The 14,465-nt window shown below is 72.3% G+C and carries 11 protein-coding genes and 1 riboswitch; of the genes, 8 read left to right on the top strand and 3 right to left on the bottom strand.

The features are described 5' to 3' along the window. Positions 1 to 6: 6 nt before the first annotated feature. Positions 7 to 2,544 carry a M14 family zinc carboxypeptidase gene (locus tag ABEE00_RS04695; protein WP_345743934.1) on the bottom strand — a complete coding sequence of 846 codons (2,538 nt, stop codon included), beginning with the start codon at positions 2,542 to 2,544 and terminating at the stop codon, positions 7 to 9. Between the two features lie 224 nt (positions 2,545 to 2,768). Then, a riboswitch (cobalamin riboswitch) is annotated at positions 2,769 to 2,969 on the top strand. A 27-nt stretch (positions 2,970 to 2,996) separates the two neighbouring features. On the opposite strand from ABEE00_RS04695, the gene ABEE00_RS04700 reads away from it, so the two are divergent. The 5 genes from ABEE00_RS04700 to ABEE00_RS04720 are packed head-to-tail and all read left to right on the top strand — an operon-like array spanning position 2,997 to position 8,494. Beyond that, positions 2,997 to 4,541 carry a CoA-acylating methylmalonate-semialdehyde dehydrogenase gene (locus ABEE00_RS04700; RefSeq protein ID WP_345743935.1) on the top strand — a complete coding sequence of 515 codons (1,545 nt, stop codon included), beginning with the start codon at positions 2,997 to 2,999 and terminating at the stop codon, positions 4,539 to 4,541. 5 nt (positions 4,542 to 4,546) lie between these two features. Further along, positions 4,547 to 5,695, top strand: a complete 1,149-nt coding sequence (locus ABEE00_RS04705) for an acyl-CoA dehydrogenase family protein (protein WP_345743936.1) — start codon at positions 4,547 to 4,549, stop codon at positions 5,693 to 5,695. Further along, a complete protein-coding gene (locus tag ABEE00_RS04710) occupies positions 5,692 to 6,789 on the top strand; it encodes an enoyl-CoA hydratase/isomerase family protein (protein ID WP_345743937.1) in 1,098 nt (365 codons plus the stop codon). Before ABEE00_RS04705 ends, ABEE00_RS04710 begins: the two co-directional genes overlap by 4 nt. Then, a complete protein-coding gene (gene mmsB, locus ABEE00_RS04715; protein WP_345743938.1) occupies positions 6,789 to 7,721 on the top strand; it encodes a 3-hydroxyisobutyrate dehydrogenase in 933 nt (310 codons plus the stop codon). Before ABEE00_RS04710 ends, mmsB begins: the two co-directional genes overlap by 1 nt. After that, a complete protein-coding gene (locus tag ABEE00_RS04720; RefSeq protein WP_345743939.1) occupies positions 7,718 to 8,494 on the top strand; it encodes an enoyl-CoA hydratase in 777 nt (258 codons plus the stop codon). The genes mmsB and ABEE00_RS04720 overlap by 4 nt, the downstream gene beginning before the upstream one ends. 92 nt (positions 8,495 to 8,586) lie before the next feature. On the opposite strand, the gene ABEE00_RS04725 is transcribed toward ABEE00_RS04720, so the two are convergent. Together ABEE00_RS04725 and ABEE00_RS04730 are read right to left on the bottom strand one after the other, a co-directional pair. Further along, the gene (locus ABEE00_RS04725; protein ID WP_345743940.1) at positions 8,587 to 9,021 is read right to left on the bottom strand and encodes a hypothetical protein; all 435 of its coding nucleotides are present in this window, start codon (positions 9,019 to 9,021) and stop codon (positions 8,587 to 8,589) included. A 171-nt stretch (positions 9,022 to 9,192) separates the two neighbouring features. Next, positions 9,193 to 10,680 carry a short-chain fatty acyl-CoA regulator family protein gene (locus tag ABEE00_RS04730; protein WP_345743941.1) on the bottom strand — a complete coding sequence of 496 codons (1,488 nt, stop codon included), beginning with the start codon at positions 10,678 to 10,680 and terminating at the stop codon, positions 9,193 to 9,195. Positions 10,681 to 10,849: 169 nt separating this feature from the next. On the opposite strand from ABEE00_RS04730, the gene ABEE00_RS04735 reads away from it, so the two are divergent. The 3 genes from ABEE00_RS04735 to ABEE00_RS04745 are packed head-to-tail and all read left to right on the top strand — an operon-like array spanning position 10,850 to position 14,447. Further along, a complete protein-coding gene (locus ABEE00_RS04735; protein ID WP_345743942.1) occupies positions 10,850 to 12,370 on the top strand; it encodes an MmgE/PrpD family protein in 1,521 nt (506 codons plus the stop codon). Next, a complete protein-coding gene (gene prpB / locus ABEE00_RS04740; protein ID WP_345743943.1) occupies positions 12,370 to 13,275 on the top strand; it encodes a methylisocitrate lyase in 906 nt (301 codons plus the stop codon). Before ABEE00_RS04735 ends, prpB begins: the two co-directional genes overlap by 1 nt. A gap of 35 nt (positions 13,276 to 13,310) precedes the next feature. Then, positions 13,311 to 14,447 carry a bifunctional 2-methylcitrate synthase/citrate synthase gene (locus ABEE00_RS04745; protein ID WP_345743944.1) on the top strand — a complete coding sequence of 379 codons (1,137 nt, stop codon included), beginning with the start codon at positions 13,311 to 13,313 and terminating at the stop codon, positions 14,445 to 14,447. The last annotated feature ends 18 nt before the right edge of the window (positions 14,448 to 14,465 follow it).

A 14,465-nucleotide genomic window follows, 5' to 3' on the forward strand; every position in this document is an offset into this window, starting at 1 on the left:
AGCGCCTCAGCGCCGCAGCAGGGCCCGCGCGACCTGCGCGTACTGACCCTTGGGGTGCGCGCGGAACAGCGGCTCGGTGCCGAACAGGGACACCGGGGCTCCCGCCCCGGACGTGCCCGAGACCACCGAGGCGTGCCCCGCCGCCTCGCGCGGGCCGCCTCCTCCGCGTTCGGCGGCGGCGCGCCAGTGGCCGGAGACCAGCGGATTCCCGGTCGCGTACGCCTGCTCGGCGCGCACGCCCTTGCCCAGGCCGGTGAACCAGCCCGGCGCGTAGACGAACCCGTGCGAGGGCGCTCCGTCGGTGATGCCGCCGCGCGCGTTGTCCACCCGCACCACGCCGTTCGACGTGCCGTTGCCGCCGACCGCGGTCACCGGCAGGAGCCCGGCCGCCTTGTTGAAGGCGGCGCCCTGCGCGCCCCCGCCCACCACGCCGGCGCCGCTCTTCTCGAAGGCCGCGCGGGCTGCCGGGGTCAGCTTCTCGTGGTCGAGGCCCGAGGAGACGTACAGGGCGTCGGCCTTCGACCAGTCAAAGCCCTTGTTGAGCACGGACGTTGAGACGGGCCGGACCTCGAAGCCCATCTCCCGCAGCGCGAACAGTTCGCCGGGCGAGGCCGCGGCCGCGATGCGTGTGCGGCGCAGGACGCCGGTGCCGCGCTCCCGCGTGGCCCCGAACTCCACCCCGTGGCGCTCCGCCACCACGCGGGCGAGCCCCCGCGCCGAGTTCGGCACGATCGCGGACCCGTCAGCGGCGCGGCGTACCCGGATCCCGTGGTCCAGCAGCGCGTTGAGCGCCGCGACCTCCGCGGGGTCCTGGAGCCTCAGCCGGAGGTCACCGGCCGGCGCGACGCTCCCGCCCGGCGCGGCACTCCGCACGGCGCGCACCGGCACGCGCGGCGCCTGGCTCTTCGCCGAGTCCACCGTGGCGCCCCACAGCAGCCCCAGGCTCCAGCCCGAGATGTCGTACATCTGCTGCACGTCCCCGCTGATGTCCCGCCCCTTGGCGAGCATCACATTCGCGAGACCGCGCTTGGGCTGGTGCATGTCGACCACGTACGAGCCCGCCGGGTACGCGCGGCCCTGGAGCCGGAAGGGCGCGCGGGCCCTGGTCACGCGCACGTCGTTGGCCACCAGGTGGTCGACGAGACGGGCAGCGGCCACGGCCGAGCGCTGGCGGTGGCCGGCCGGGATCACGTAGGCGCGCGGGAAGTCGGTCGTGTAGACGTCCTCGGGCCCGATGCCCGGCACTCCCGGAACGGTCTTCTCCGACACCGGCCGCTGCGCCTCGCCCGCGTCCGCACGCCGGAAGGTCTCGATCTGGTCGGCGAGCACCGCGGCGCGGTGCCGCTGCGCGTAGTCGAGGGTGGCGCGCATGGCCGCGCCCGCGATGTCGGTGTTGATCGCCGAGCGCCGCCGCAGCTCCTTGACCGGCAGCTTCTCGTACTCCGCGTTGTTGACCGCCATCGGGAACTCGACGGTGTGCGAGGCGACGGCGCCCTGGAACGGCATGTACTGCGGGGTGAATATGGGCGGCCAGTCGTCCCACCCCTCCTTCTGGTCGCGGAAGGGGATGACGGCGGGCTTCACCCCGTCCTTGCGCTCGGTGTAGCCGAGTCCGTTGACCGCCTTCTCCATGCCCAGCGCGTTGCGGTAGGCGTTCTTGAGGAACAGGTCGTACTCGTAGTTCTCCCCGTGCGGCGGAGTGGTCGGCTCGATCAGGGTGCCGTTGACGTATCCGTGCAGGTCGAGCATGACCGCGGGCTGCTTGTCGACGGCGATGCGCCGGATCGCGCGGCTCTCCGGCTGCGAGGCGGTGATGAAGTCGCGGTTGAGGTCGAAGCCGTTCGCATTGGTGCGGGTGCCCGCGATGCGGCCGTCGGGGTTGGCCGTGACGTTCAGATAGACGCGGTGCTTCGCGAGCAGCCCGGCCGTGCCCCGGTCCTTCGCCTTCGCCATCCGCTCGATGAGCTTGAGCGCGGCGTCGGTGCCCTCCCACTCGTTGCCGTGGATGTTGTTGTTGATGAACACCGGGGTCTTGTAGCCGGCCTTGATGCGCGGGTTCCCCGCGGCCTTCGCGGGCGCGTTCTCGATCTGGTCGCGCATCCGCTCCTGCCGCCGCGCCTCGGCGGGGCTCTCCGGCGCCGTGAGGGTGACCAGATACAGCTCGTGCCCGCCCGCGCTGCGCCCTGCGACCTCCACGCTGACGCGCTCGCCCAGCTTCTGCAGGGCGTTCAGCCGGGGCGCGAGTGAGTGGTACGGGGCGAGGCCCAGCTTGGATGACTTGTCCGAGGGGTCGGCGGGCGGCGGGGTGAGGACGGTCTTGCGCGGATAGCCGCCGGAGTGGGTGATCCGGGGGGAGGTGGCGGGGTGTGCACTCGCCTTGCCCAGCAGGGGAGTTGGGGCCTCGCCGCTGTCCCGTACGGGGTGGGGCGGGGGACCGTTCGGCGCGGGTGTCGCGGTGGCGCCCGGCGCGGCGGCGAGCGCGCCCGCGAGTGCCGCGGCCAGCGGCACGCTGAGCAGGCCGGGTCTGAGACGGAACGAGCCCATGCGGCACAACCCTTCGGACGACGGCAGAAGCGGTGCGGTACGAAAGCGGTGCGGTGCGAAAGCGGTGCAGAGCGAAACGGCGCGGGATGAAAAAGAGCGGAGCGAAAGCGATGCTCAGCCGACATCTACCGGCTGGGCCGGAGGGCGACAAGAGCGCGATCAGCGCCACGCGCACACGGGGGAACGGCGGATTCCGGCCGGCGGACCGGCGGGGGTGGACTTACTTGGACGTCCAACTATATGGTCGCTGCACGTCCGCGGTGTCAGGGAAGCCGGTGTGAATCCGGCACGGTCCCGCCACTGTGACCGGGGAGTGTGTTCTCCGCCAACGGGCCACCGGCGCACGGCAGTTGCCGTGTCCGGGAAGGCCGGGGAGCGCGTACTGATCCGGGAGTCAGGATACCGGCCGCGGCTTCGTGTTCCGTGTTGTCCACGAGGATGGAGAAACACGCATGGCCCCCACACGCATGCCCACTTACGCCGATTCGGCCGGACGTGAAGTCCGGGAACTGGCCCATTTCGTCGCCGGCAAGCACAGCCCGGGCACCTCGGGCTCCTACGGCGACGTGTACGACCCCAACACCGGCGAGGTCCAGGCCCGCGTGCCGCTCGCCGACGACGGGGAGACCCGCGCGGTGATCGCCGACGCCGCCGCTGCCCAGCCCGGCTGGGCCGCCTGGAACCCGCAGCGCCGCGCGCGGGTGCTGCTGCGTTTCCTCCAGCTCGTGGAGGAGGAGCGCGACGCACTGGCCAGGATGCTCTCCTCCGAGCACGGCAAGACGGTCGCCGACGCGCACGGGGACCTCCAACGCGGCCTGGAGGTGGTGGAGTTCGCCGCGGGCATCCCGCACCTGTCGAAGGGCGAGTTCACCGACAACGCCGGGGCCGGGATCGACGTGCACTCGCTGCGCGCGCCGCTGGGCGTGATCGCCGGGATCACTCCGTTCAACTTCCCCGCGATGATTCCGCTGTGGCAGGCCGCCCCCGCTCTGGCCTGCGGGAACGCGTTCATCCTCAAGCCCTCGGAGCGCGCTCCCTCGGTCCCGCTGCGGCTCGCCGAGCTCTTCCTGGAGGCCGGTCTGCCGCCGGGCGTGTTCAACGTGGTCAACGGCGGCAGGGAGTCGGTCGACGCGCTCCTGGAGGACCCGCGCGTGGAGGCGCTGGGCTTCGTCGGCTCCACGGCCGTCGCCGAGCGGATCTACGCGACGGCCGCCGCGCACGGCAAGCGCGCGCAGTGCTTCGGCGGCGCCAAGAACCACCTGGTCGTCATGCCCGACGCGGACCTCGACCAGGCGGTGGACGCGCTGATCGGCGCCGGCTACGGCTCGGCGGGGGAGCGCTGCATGGCGGTGTCCGTCGCCGTGCCGGTGGGCGAGCGTACGGCCGACGCGCTGGTCGAGCGGCTCGCGGAGCGGATCGGGCGGCTGCGCGTCGGCCGCGGCGACGATCCCGAGGCGGACTTCGGGCCGCTGGTGGGGCCCGATGCCGTGGAGCGGGTGCGCGGCTATGTCGACCTGGGCGTGCGGGAGGGCGCCGAACTGGTCGTGGACGGGAGGGACTTCCGCCTCGCCGGGCACGAGGGCGGCTTCTTCGCCGGCGCCTCGCTCTTCGACCGGGTCACGCCCGGCATGCGGATCTACCAGGAGGAGATCTTCGGCCCCGTACTGAGCGTCGTACGGGCCGCCGACTACGAGGAGGCGCTGCGCCTGCCCACCGAGCACCCCTACGGGAACGGCGTGTCCGTCTTCACCCGCGACGGCGACACCGCGCGTGACTTCGCCCGGCGTGTGCACACCGGCATGGTCGGCGTGAACGTGCCGATTCCGGTGCCGGTCGCCTACCACACCTTCGGCGGCTGGAAGCGCTCCGGATTCGGGGATCTCAACCAGCACGGCACCGACGCCGTTCGCTTCTGCACCCGCACCAAGACCGTCACCTCGCGCTGGCCCTCGGGTGCCAAGGAGGATGCGCGCTTCACGATTCCGGTGATGGGGTGAGCGCCATGACCGGCACCCTGCTCACCGAGGACCAGACGGCCCTGGTGGAGACCACCCTCGACTTCGCCCAGGACCACCTGGCGCCGCACGCCGTGCGCTGGGACCGCGAGAAGCACTTCCCGGTGGACGTGCTGCGGAAGGCGGCGGGGCTGGGCCTCGGCGGCGTGTACGTACGCGAAGAGTGCGGCGGCAGCGGGCTGAGCCGGGCCGACGGGGCGCTGATCTTCGAGGCGCTGGCCTCGGGCTGCCCCTCCGTTGCCGGGTATCTGTCGATCCACAACATGGTCGCCTGGATGATCGACCGGTACGGGGACGCGGAGCAGCGCGAGCGGTGGCTGCCGCGGCTGTGCGCCATGGAGGACCTGGGCAGCTACTGCCTGACCGAACCGGGTGCAGGATCGGACGCCGCGGCGCTGCGCACCCGCGCGGTGCGGGACGGTGACGGGCATGTGCTGACCGGGGTGAAGCAGTTCATCTCCGGCGCGGGTGCTTCGCAGGTGTACGTGGTGATGGCGCGCACCGGAGGGGACGGGCCGCGGGGGATCTCCGCGTTCCTCGTCGACCGCGACGATCCCGGGCTCTCCTTCGGTGAGAACGAGACCAAGATGGGCTGGAACGCGCAGCCCACGCGGCAGGTGATCCTCGATCAGGTACGGGTACCGGCCGGGCGGATGCTCGGCGGCGAGGGCCAGGGTTTCGGGATCGCCATGAACGGCCTCAACGGCGGGCGGCTCGGCATCGCCGCCTGCTCGCTGGGCGGAGCGCGCAGCGCGGTGCACTCCGCGATGGCCTACCTCGCCGACCGGGAGGCCTTCGGCTCACGGCTGCTGGACGCGCAGGGTCTGCGCTTCGAGCTCGCCGACATGGAGACCGAGCTCACTGCGGCGCGCGCTCTGGTGCACCAGGCTGCGCGTGCGCTGGACCGGGGTGATGCGCGGGCGGCGCAGCAGTGCGCGATGGCCAAGCGGTTCGCGACCGACACCGGCTACTCCGTGGCCGACCGGGCGCTGCAATTGCACGGCGGCTATGGATATCTGACCGAGTACGGCATCGAGAAGATCGTCCGCGATCTGCGGGTGCACAGGATTCTGGAAGGAAGCAACGAGATCATGCGACACATCGTGGCCCGCGGCATGACGGAGGCGTTCCGGTGACCGACTCCGAGAACCAGGCCCCGGCGGAGGCCGAGCAGCACGTCCTCGCGGAGGTCGAGGGCCACGCCGGGCGCCTCACCCTCAATCGGCCGCGCGCCCTCAACTCCCTCACCCACGGCATGGTCATGGGCATGCACGCCGCGCTCGACGCGTGGGAGCGTGACCCGTCCGTACGGACCGTGGTGCTGACCGGCGCCGGCGAGCGGGGGCTGTGCGCGGGCGGCGACATCCGCGCGATCCACGAGGACGTGCGCGCGGGCACGGGCGGCGCGGCCTCGGCCGCCTTCTGGCGCGACGAGTACCGGCTGAACGCCCGCATCGCGCGCTGCCCCAAGCCGTATGTGGCCGTAATGGACGGCATCGTCATGGGCGGCGGCGTCGGCGTCTCCGCGCACGCCGGCATCCGCCTGGTCACCGAGCGCTCCCGGGTCGCCATGCCGGAGACCGGCATCGGCTTCGTACCGGATGTCGGCGGTACGCATCTGCTGGCGCGCGCCCCCGGCGAACTGGGCACCCACCTGGCCCTCACCGGCGACCAGGCGGGCGCGGCCGACGCGCTGCTGTGCGGGCTCGCGGACCACTTCGTACCGTCGGACGCGCTGCCTGACCTGCTGCGGGACCTCGCGGACACGCCCGCGCGCGAGGCGGTCGAGCGGTACGCGCGGGAGGCGCCGTCCGGCGGCGAACTGGCCGAGGCGCGCGAGTGGATCGACTCCTGCTACGCGGCCGACACCGTCGAGGAGATCGTCGAGCGGCTGCGCGCCGACGGCTCGCGCGGCGCGAAGGAGGCCGCCGGGACGCTGGAGAGCCGCTCGCCCCTCGCGCTCAAGGCGACCCTCGCCGCGCTGCGCCGGGCCCGCCGCCTGGACGGCCTGGAGCGGGTGCTGGAGCAGGAGTACCGGGTGTCCTGCGCGTTCCTGGCGCAGCCCGACTTCGCGGAGGGTGTCCGCGCTCAGCTCATCGACAAGGACCGCGACCCGAAGTGGAACCCGGCCACGCTGGGCGCGGTGTCCGACGCGGAGGTGGAGGGCTTCTTCGCCCCGCTCGGGGACGGTGAACTGCGGCTGGACGCACCGCCCGAGGGGGCCGCGTGATGGGTGGGGGCATACGTACGGTCGGCTTCGTCGGGCTCGGCCGCATGGGCGCCCCGATGGCCGCCAACCTCGCCGCCGCCGGCCACCGCGTGCGGGGCTTCGACCTCGTACCGGAGCTGCGTGCGGCGGCGGGGGAGCGGGGCGTGGAGATCGCCGGCTCCGCGGCCGAGGTGGCGCGGGACGCCGACGTGGCGATCACGATGCTGCCGGAGGGGCGGCATGTGCGGGCGCTGTACGGGGAGGAGGGGCTGCTCGCCGCCGCGCGGCCCGGCACCCTCTTCCTCGACTGCTCGACCGTCGATGTGGCCGACGCGCGTGCTGCGCATGAGGCGGCGCAGGCGGCGGGCATGCGGTCGCTGGACGCGCCCGTCTCGGGCGGAGTGGTCGGCGCCGAGGACGGCACGCTCACCTTCATGGCGGGCGGCGAGGCCGACGCGTTCGCCTGGGCCGAACCGCTGCTCGCGGTCATGGGCAAGCGGGCCGTGCACTGCGGAGGACCGGGCGCGGGGCAGGCGGCGAAGATCTGCAACAACATGATCCTCGGCGTCTCGATGATCGCCGTGAGCGAGGCGTTCGTCCTGGGCGAGAGCCTCGGCCTGTCGCCCCAGGCCCTGTATGACGTGGCGTCCACGGCGTCGGGGCAGTGCTGGGCGCTGAGCGTGAACTGCCCCGTGGCGGGGCCCGTTCCCGCCAGTCCCGCCAACCGCGACTACCGGCCCGGATTCGCCGGCGCCCTGATGGCCAAGGACCTCGGCCTGGCCGCCGGGTCGGCCCGCGCACAGGGCGTGCACGCCGAACTGGGAGTGCGCGCCGCCGAGTTGTACGCCGCCTTCGCGGAGGAGGGCGGAGCGGACGAGGACTTCTCGGGGATCGTACGGAGCATCAGACGGCAGTCCGGGGACGGACTGCGGAAGGGCGAGGGCGGCGCATGAGCGGGTACGAGACGATCCGTGTCGAACGTGACGGCCGCGTCGGCCACCTCACGCTGGACCGCCCCAAGGCGCTGAACGCGCTCAACCTCCAGGTGATGGAGGAGGTCGTGGCCGCGGCCGAGGAGCTGGACCGCGACCCGGAGGTCGGCTGCCTGGTGCTGGCGGGATCCGAGCGGGCTTTCGCGGCGGGCGCTGACATCAAGGAGATGCAGCCGCGCGGATACATGGACATGTATATGTCCGACTGGTTCACGGCGTGGGACCGGCTGGCGCGTGTGCGCACTCCCACCGTGGCCGCGGTGTCCGGTTACGCGCTGGGTGGCGGCTGCGAACTGGCCATGCTCTGCGACGTGCTGCTCGCCTCAGACACCGCCGTGTTCGGCCAGCCCGAGATCAAGCTCGGCGTCATCCCCGGCATCGGCGGCTCACAGCGGCTGACCCGCGCGGTGGGCAAGGCCAAGGCCATGGAGATGTGCTTGACCGGGCGGACCATGGACGCGGAGGAGGCGGAGCGCGCGGGGCTGGTCTCGCGCGTCGTCCCCGCCGACACGCTGCTGGACGAGGCGCGGTCCGTGGCCACGACGATCGCCGGCATGTCCCTCCCGATCGCCATGATGGCGAAGGAGGCGGTCGACCGCGCCTTCGAGACCACACTCGCGGAGGGCGTCCACTTCGAACGCCGCCTGTTCCACGCGACGTTCGCCACCGCGGACCAGAAGGAGGGAATGTCGGCGTTCGTGGACAAGCGGGCGCCGGAGTTCCGCCACGGGTGAGGCGCGCGCCCGGGGGCCGGACGGCGCGCGTCGTCCGGCCCCCGCGCGATCCCCGCACCGATGCGGATCGGTGCGGGGAAAAGGTGCTGAATTCAGCAGGTCTTGGCGGGCGGCGTGGTGAACGTCGTTCCGCCGGCGTACAGAATTCCGGTCACCGACTTACAGGTCTTCTTGGAAATCTTGAAGTCCTTCTCCGCGATCACCGAGCTGCTGAGCCACTGGGTCTTGCCCCAGTGGTTCTTGCCGCCCCGCGCGTAGCCGATCTTCCCCTTCACCTTCTTCCCGGAGGTCTTCCGGTACATGACCGTGACGCCGCCGTCCCTCTTGCCGGCGTGTATCTCCACGACGCCGTGCGACGTCTTGGCGCAGCGGTCGTATGCAGTGATCTTCCCGTTGTGGGGGCAGCTGGCCTTGACCTTGGCGGAAAGGTCCGGATGTCCCGTGTCCGCGTGGGCTGCCGAAGCACCGAGAACCGGAACGAGTGTGGCTGCGGCCACGGCCGCAGCGCCACGTGCAAGAAGGCGCATGCCTATCCCCTCATAAAGAAAACTCTGGGCATCGGTGAATCCGGTGCGCCGCGGGCAAAAGTGCGTCACGCACTCAGGCGGAGGCCCCGACGTCCATCATTTTTAATGGTCGCTACACACCATACGGATCATGGAAAGCGATGAACCACTCCATTGACGGAAATGCCCGATTTAGGTTCGGATGTCGCCGTCCGGCCCCTCCACCGGGTACGGGATCGTCGTGCGGCGGTCCGGATCGATGGACAGGGGGCCGCCTGCTGGTGGCCTCGCGCGTTGGGCGCAGTCGCGGCGTTCGCAGATCGTGCAGCCCAGGCCGATGGGGGTGGCTGCCCGGTGGGCGTCGAGGGCCAGTCCCTCCGCGTACACCAGGCGGTGTGCGTGGCGCAGTTCGCAGCCGAGGGTGACGGCGAACTCCGCGCGCGGCGCGTGGTGGCCGAAGCCGCCGCGTACCACGGTGCGCGCGATCCAGAAGTAGCGCTTGCCGTCCGGCATCTCGGCGACCTGGGTGAGGATCCGGCCGGGCGCGGAGAACGCCTCATACACCGTCCACAGCGGGCACGTGCCGCCCAGCCGCGAGAAGTGGAAGTCGGTGGCCGACTGCCGCTTGGAGATGTTGCCCGCGCGGTCCACCCGCAGGAACGAGAACGGCACCCCGCGCCGCCCGCTCCGCTGCAGCGTGCTCAGCCGGTGGCACACCGTCTCGAAGCCGACGCCGAAGCGGGCCTGGAGGAGTTCGATGTCGTAGCGCAGCTCCTCGGCCGCCGCGTGGAAGGCCGTGTACGGCATGAGCAGCGCGCCGGCGAAGTAGTTCGCGAGGCCGATCCGCGCCAGGCCCTCCGCCTGCGGAGAGGTGAAGTCGGTGCTCGCGGCGAGCGCGTCCAGGAGCCCGCCGTGTTCCAGCAGCGCGAGCTGGGTGGCCAGTTGGAACGCGCGCTGACCCTCCGTCAGGTACGGGGAGAGGAACAGGAGCCCTCGGCGCGCGTCGAAGCGGCGGGTGTCCACCGCGCGTTCCGTCCCCGCCTGCACGACCTTGATGCCGTGGCGCTCGGTGAACAGCTCCAGCAGCGCGGTCGCCGCCGACCGCGCGGAGTCGAGCCCCATGCGCTCCGCGGTGTTCTCCGCCGCCTCATCCAGCGCCGCGAAGTGGTTGTGGTGCGCGTAGAAGAAGTCCCGCACCTCATCGTGCGCCTCCAGGGGGAGCAGGCCCGCCGGTTCGCCCTTGCTGCCCGAGGCGAGCGCGGCCACCTGCGCCGAGGACTCGCGGTAGCGCCGGTGCAGCGCGACCAGGGCACGGGCCGTCGCCGGGTGGTCGCGCGCCACCTCGACGGCCTCCTCCGCGCTGACCGCCGCGCCACCGGACCCGCCGGTGCCGCTCGCGCCGCCCGCCCCGCTCGCCTCGTCGGCGAGGGCCGCGCGCAGGTCCGTGGCCAGCCGCTCCTCCTCGGCCTCGGAGAAGAACTCCGGGTCCACGCCCAGCACTTCGGACAGCCGCAGCAGCACGGCGGCGGTGAGCGGGCGCTGGCTGTGCTCGATCTGGTTGAGGTAGCTGGTGGAGATGCCCAGGGCGCGGGCCAGCTCGACCTGGTTCATGCCGTGCTGCGCGCGCAGACGGCGCAGCTTGGCGTGTGCGTAGACCTTCCGTACCGGTGGACGTGCCACGGCGACCCCCTCTGCGTACTCCCCGTTGCGAAGTTAGCATCCGCGCCTTTCGCAACTTTCGCAGTTTCGCAGGTGGGAGAGGGAGAGATTCCGCAGCTTGGAGGGGGAGCGCGGGACCGCGCGACGGGGGATGCTCGGGGTGACCGGCACCCGGAGAGCGAGGAGTCCCGTGATCGAGCATCAGGTACGCGTCCGCCCCAGCGCCGAGCCGCTGCCCCGCGAGGAGCAGCTCGCCTGGAAGCTGGCGGCGGTGGCCACCGGCACCCAAGAGCCCGCCGAACTGGACCCGGCCGCCGCCGCGATGGCCGCCAACCGCGTCATCGACAACGCCGCCGTCGCCTGCGCCTCCCTGCGCCGCCACCCCGTCGCCGTGGCCCGTACGCAGGCGCTGCCGCACACCGCCGCGCCCGGCGCCTCGGTCTTCGGCGCCGGCCCCGGCAAGCGGGTCTCCCCGGAGTGGGCGGCCTGGGCCAACGGCACGGCGGTCCGCGAACTGGACTTCCACGACACCTTCCTGGCCGCCGACTACTCGCACCCCGGCGACAACATCCCACCGCTGCTCGCGGTCGCCCAGCACACCGGGCGCACCGGCGCCGACCTCCTGCGCGGCATCGTCGCCTCGTACGAGATCCACGTCGCGCTCGTGAAGGGCATCTGCCTGCACAAGCACCGCATCGACCATGTGGCGCACCTGAGCGCGGCCACCGCGTGCGGCCTCGGCGCGCTGCTGCGGCTGGACACGGCGACGGTCTACCAGGCCGTTCAGCAGGCGGTGCACACCACGACCGCCACCCGGCAGTCCAGGAAGGGGGAGATCTCCTCGTGGAAGGCGTTCGCGCCGGCCTTCGCGGGCAAGGCGGCGATCGAGGCGGTGGACCGCGCGATGCGGGGCGAGGGAGCGCCCTCGCCGATCTACGAGGGCGAGGACGGCTTTCTGGCCTGGATGCTGGACGGTCCCGACGCCTCGTACACCGTCGAGCTGCCGGAGCCGGGCGAGGCCCGCCGCGCGATCCTCGACACCTACACGAAGGAGCACTCGGCCGAGTACCAGGCGCAGGCCGTCATCGACCTCGCCCGGCGCCTGCGCGAACGCACCGGGCCGCTCGACCGCGTACGGGACATCGTGCTGCACACCAGCCACCACACCCATCACGTGATCGGCTCGGGCGCCAACGACCCGCAGAAGTACGACCCGCAGGCCAGCCGCGAGACGCTGGACCACTCCGTGCCGTACATCCTCGCCGTCGCGCTGGAGGACGGCGGCTGGCACCACGAGCGCTCGTACGCGCCCGAGCGGGCCCGGCGTCCGGAGACCGTGGCCCTGTGGCGGAAGATCACCACGCTCGAGGACGCGGAGTGGACCCGCCGCTACCACGACCCGGACCCGCTCAAGCGGGCCTTCGGCGGGCGGGCCGTCGTCACGCTGGAGGACGGCACGGTGATCGAGGAGGAGCTGGCGGTGGCCGACGCGCACCCGGCGGGGGCGAGGCCGTTCGGCCGGGCGCAGTACGAGGCGAAGTTCCGCACCCTCGCCGAGGGAACCGTGGAGGCGGGCGCGCGGGACTCCTTCCTGAGCGCCGCCGGGCGGCTCGGCGAACTGGACGCCCCGCAGCTCGCGGGGCTCTTCCCCACCGTGGACACCGCCGCGCTCGCCGCGTACGACGCCGCACTCCCGAAGGGGCTCTTCTGATGCTGCACACCACGACCACTCCCGCGCAGCGGCGCCGCCGCCTGCGCGAACTCCTCGGCTCCGGGCGGCTGGTGACCATGCCGGGCGCGGTCAACCCGTACTCCACGAAGCTGATCGAGGAGCACGGCTTCCAGGCCGCGTACCTCTCAGGGGCTGTTCTCTCCGCCGAGCTGTGCCTGCCCGACATCGGGCTCACCGCCTCCACCGAGATCGCCGCGCGCGCCCAGCAGATCACCCGCGTCACCGACCTGCCGGTGCTGATCGACGCCGATACCGGCTTCGGGGCGCCGGTCAACGCGGCGCGCACCGTGCAGCTCTTCGAGGACGCGGGCCTTGCCGGGCTGCATCTGGAGGACCAGACCGCGGTGAAGCGGTGCGGACACCTGGACGGAAAGACGCTGGTCAGCCGCGAGGAGATGGCGCAGCGGGTGCGCGCGGCCGCTGAGGCGCGGCGTGACCCGGACTTCCTGCTGATGGCCCGCACCGACGCGCGCGCCGTCGAGGGCCTGGACGCGGCGATCGACCGCGCGAAGGCGTACGTGGAGGCGGGCGCGGACGCGGTCTTTCCCGAAGCGCTCGCGGACGAGGCCGAGTTCGCGGCCTTCCGCAAGACCCTGGACGTGCCGCTGCTGGCCAACATGACCGAGTTCGGCAAGAGCCCGCTGCTGCCGGCCAGCACGCTGGAGCGCCTCGGCTACAACATCGCGCTCTACCCCGTCACCCTCTTCCGCCTCGCCAACGGCGCCATCGAGGACGGGCTGCGCACGCTCGCCGCCGAGGGCGGCCAGGAGTCGCTGCTGCCGCGCATGCAGACCCGTTCGCGGCTGTACGAGGTGCTGGGCTACGCCGACTACACCGCGTTCGACTCCGCCGTGCACGACTTCACCCTGCCGCCGGGCGCCTGAGCGCGCCGCGCCCACCCTTGAGAGGACCGCTCACCATGGCCAGTTACGCGCCCGAGATCCGCAGGGGCCTCGCCGGTGTCGTCGTCGACACCACCGAGATCTCCACCGTCATCGAGGAGTCCAACTCCCTGACCTACCGCGGCTATCCCGTACAGGACCTCGCGGCCCGCTGCTCCTTCGAGGAGGTCGCGTACCTGCTCTGGTACGGGGAGCTGCCCGACCCCGCGCAGCTCGCGGGGTTCACGGCGCGGGAGCGCGCGCTGCGGCCGCTGGACCGCACCGTCAGCGAACTGCTCGCGCGCGTGCCCGAGACCTGCCACCCCATGGACGTGCTGCGCACCGCGGTCAGCCTGCTCGGCGCCGAGGACCCCTTGGAGGGCGACGACAGCCCGCGGGCCAACCGCGCCAAGTCCCTCGCGCTGCTGGCCAGGCTGCCGGTCGTGGTCGCCGCCGACCAGCGCAGGCGGCGGGGGCTCGCGCCGGTGCAGCCCGACTCCTCGCTCGGCTACGCGGAGAACTTCTTCCACATGTGCTTCGGCGCGGTGCCCGAGCCCGAGGTGGTGCGCTGCTTCGAGAACTCGCTGATCCTCTACGCCGAACACAGCTTCAACGCCTCGACGTTCACCGCGCGGGTGGTGACCTCGACCCTGTCCGACCTGTACAGCGCGGTGACCGCGGCCGTCGGTGCCCTCAAGGGCCCCCTGCACGGCGGCGCGAACGAGGCCGTGATGCACATGCTCCAGGAGATCGGCGACCCGGCGCTGGCCGGCGCGTGGCTGGACGAGGCACTGGCCTCGGGCCGGAAGATCATGGGCTTCGGGCACCGCGTCTACAAGCACGGCGACTCGCGCGTGCCGATCATGCAGCAGGCCACCGAGCGCCTCGTGGCCCGCTCCGGGGACCCGGAGACCACCCGCCTCGCGACCCTGCACTCCGCGCTGCGCACCGCGATGGCCGAGCGCAAGGGCATCCACCCCAACCTGGACTATCCGGCCGGGCTCGCCTACCACCTCATGGGCTTCGACATCCCCGCGTTCACACCGATCTTCGTGATGAGCCGCATCACCGGCTGGACAGCACACATCACCGAACAGCTCGCCCACAACGCCCTGATACGACCGCTGGCGGCGTACGCGGGGGCGGGGGAGCGGGAGGTGCCGGCGGGGCACTGAGACCGCTCCGCTCCGGCG

Origin of the sequence: Streptomyces odontomachicola (genome assembly GCF_039605595.1) — a bacterium.
Lineage (GTDB): Bacteria > Actinomycetota > Actinomycetes > Streptomycetales > Streptomycetaceae > Streptomyces.

Excerpts from the sequence above, each read along its gene's own strand:
- ABEE00_RS04695 (WP_345743934.1), bottom strand. The coding sequence starts at position 2,544 with ATGGGCTCGTTCCGTCTCAGACCCGGCCTGCTCAGCGTGCCGCTGGCC.
- ABEE00_RS04700 (WP_345743935.1), top strand. The coding sequence starts at position 2,997 with ATGGCCCCCACACGCATGCCCACTTACGCCGATTCGGCCGGACGTGAA.
- ABEE00_RS04705 (WP_345743936.1), top strand. The coding sequence starts at position 4,547 with ATGACCGGCACCCTGCTCACCGAGGACCAGACGGCCCTGGTGGAGACC.
- mmsB (WP_345743938.1), top strand. The coding sequence starts at position 6,789 with ATGGGTGGGGGCATACGTACGGTCGGCTTCGTCGGGCTCGGCCGCATG.
- ABEE00_RS04720 (WP_345743939.1), top strand. The coding sequence starts at position 7,718 with ATGAGCGGGTACGAGACGATCCGTGTCGAACGTGACGGCCGCGTCGGC.
- ABEE00_RS04725 (WP_345743940.1), bottom strand. The coding sequence starts at position 9,021 with ATGCGCCTTCTTGCACGTGGCGCTGCGGCCGTGGCCGCAGCCACACTC.
- prpB (WP_345743943.1), top strand. The coding sequence starts at position 12,370 with ATGCTGCACACCACGACCACTCCCGCGCAGCGGCGCCGCCGCCTGCGC.
- ABEE00_RS04745 (WP_345743944.1), top strand. The coding sequence starts at position 13,311 with ATGGCCAGTTACGCGCCCGAGATCCGCAGGGGCCTCGCCGGTGTCGTC.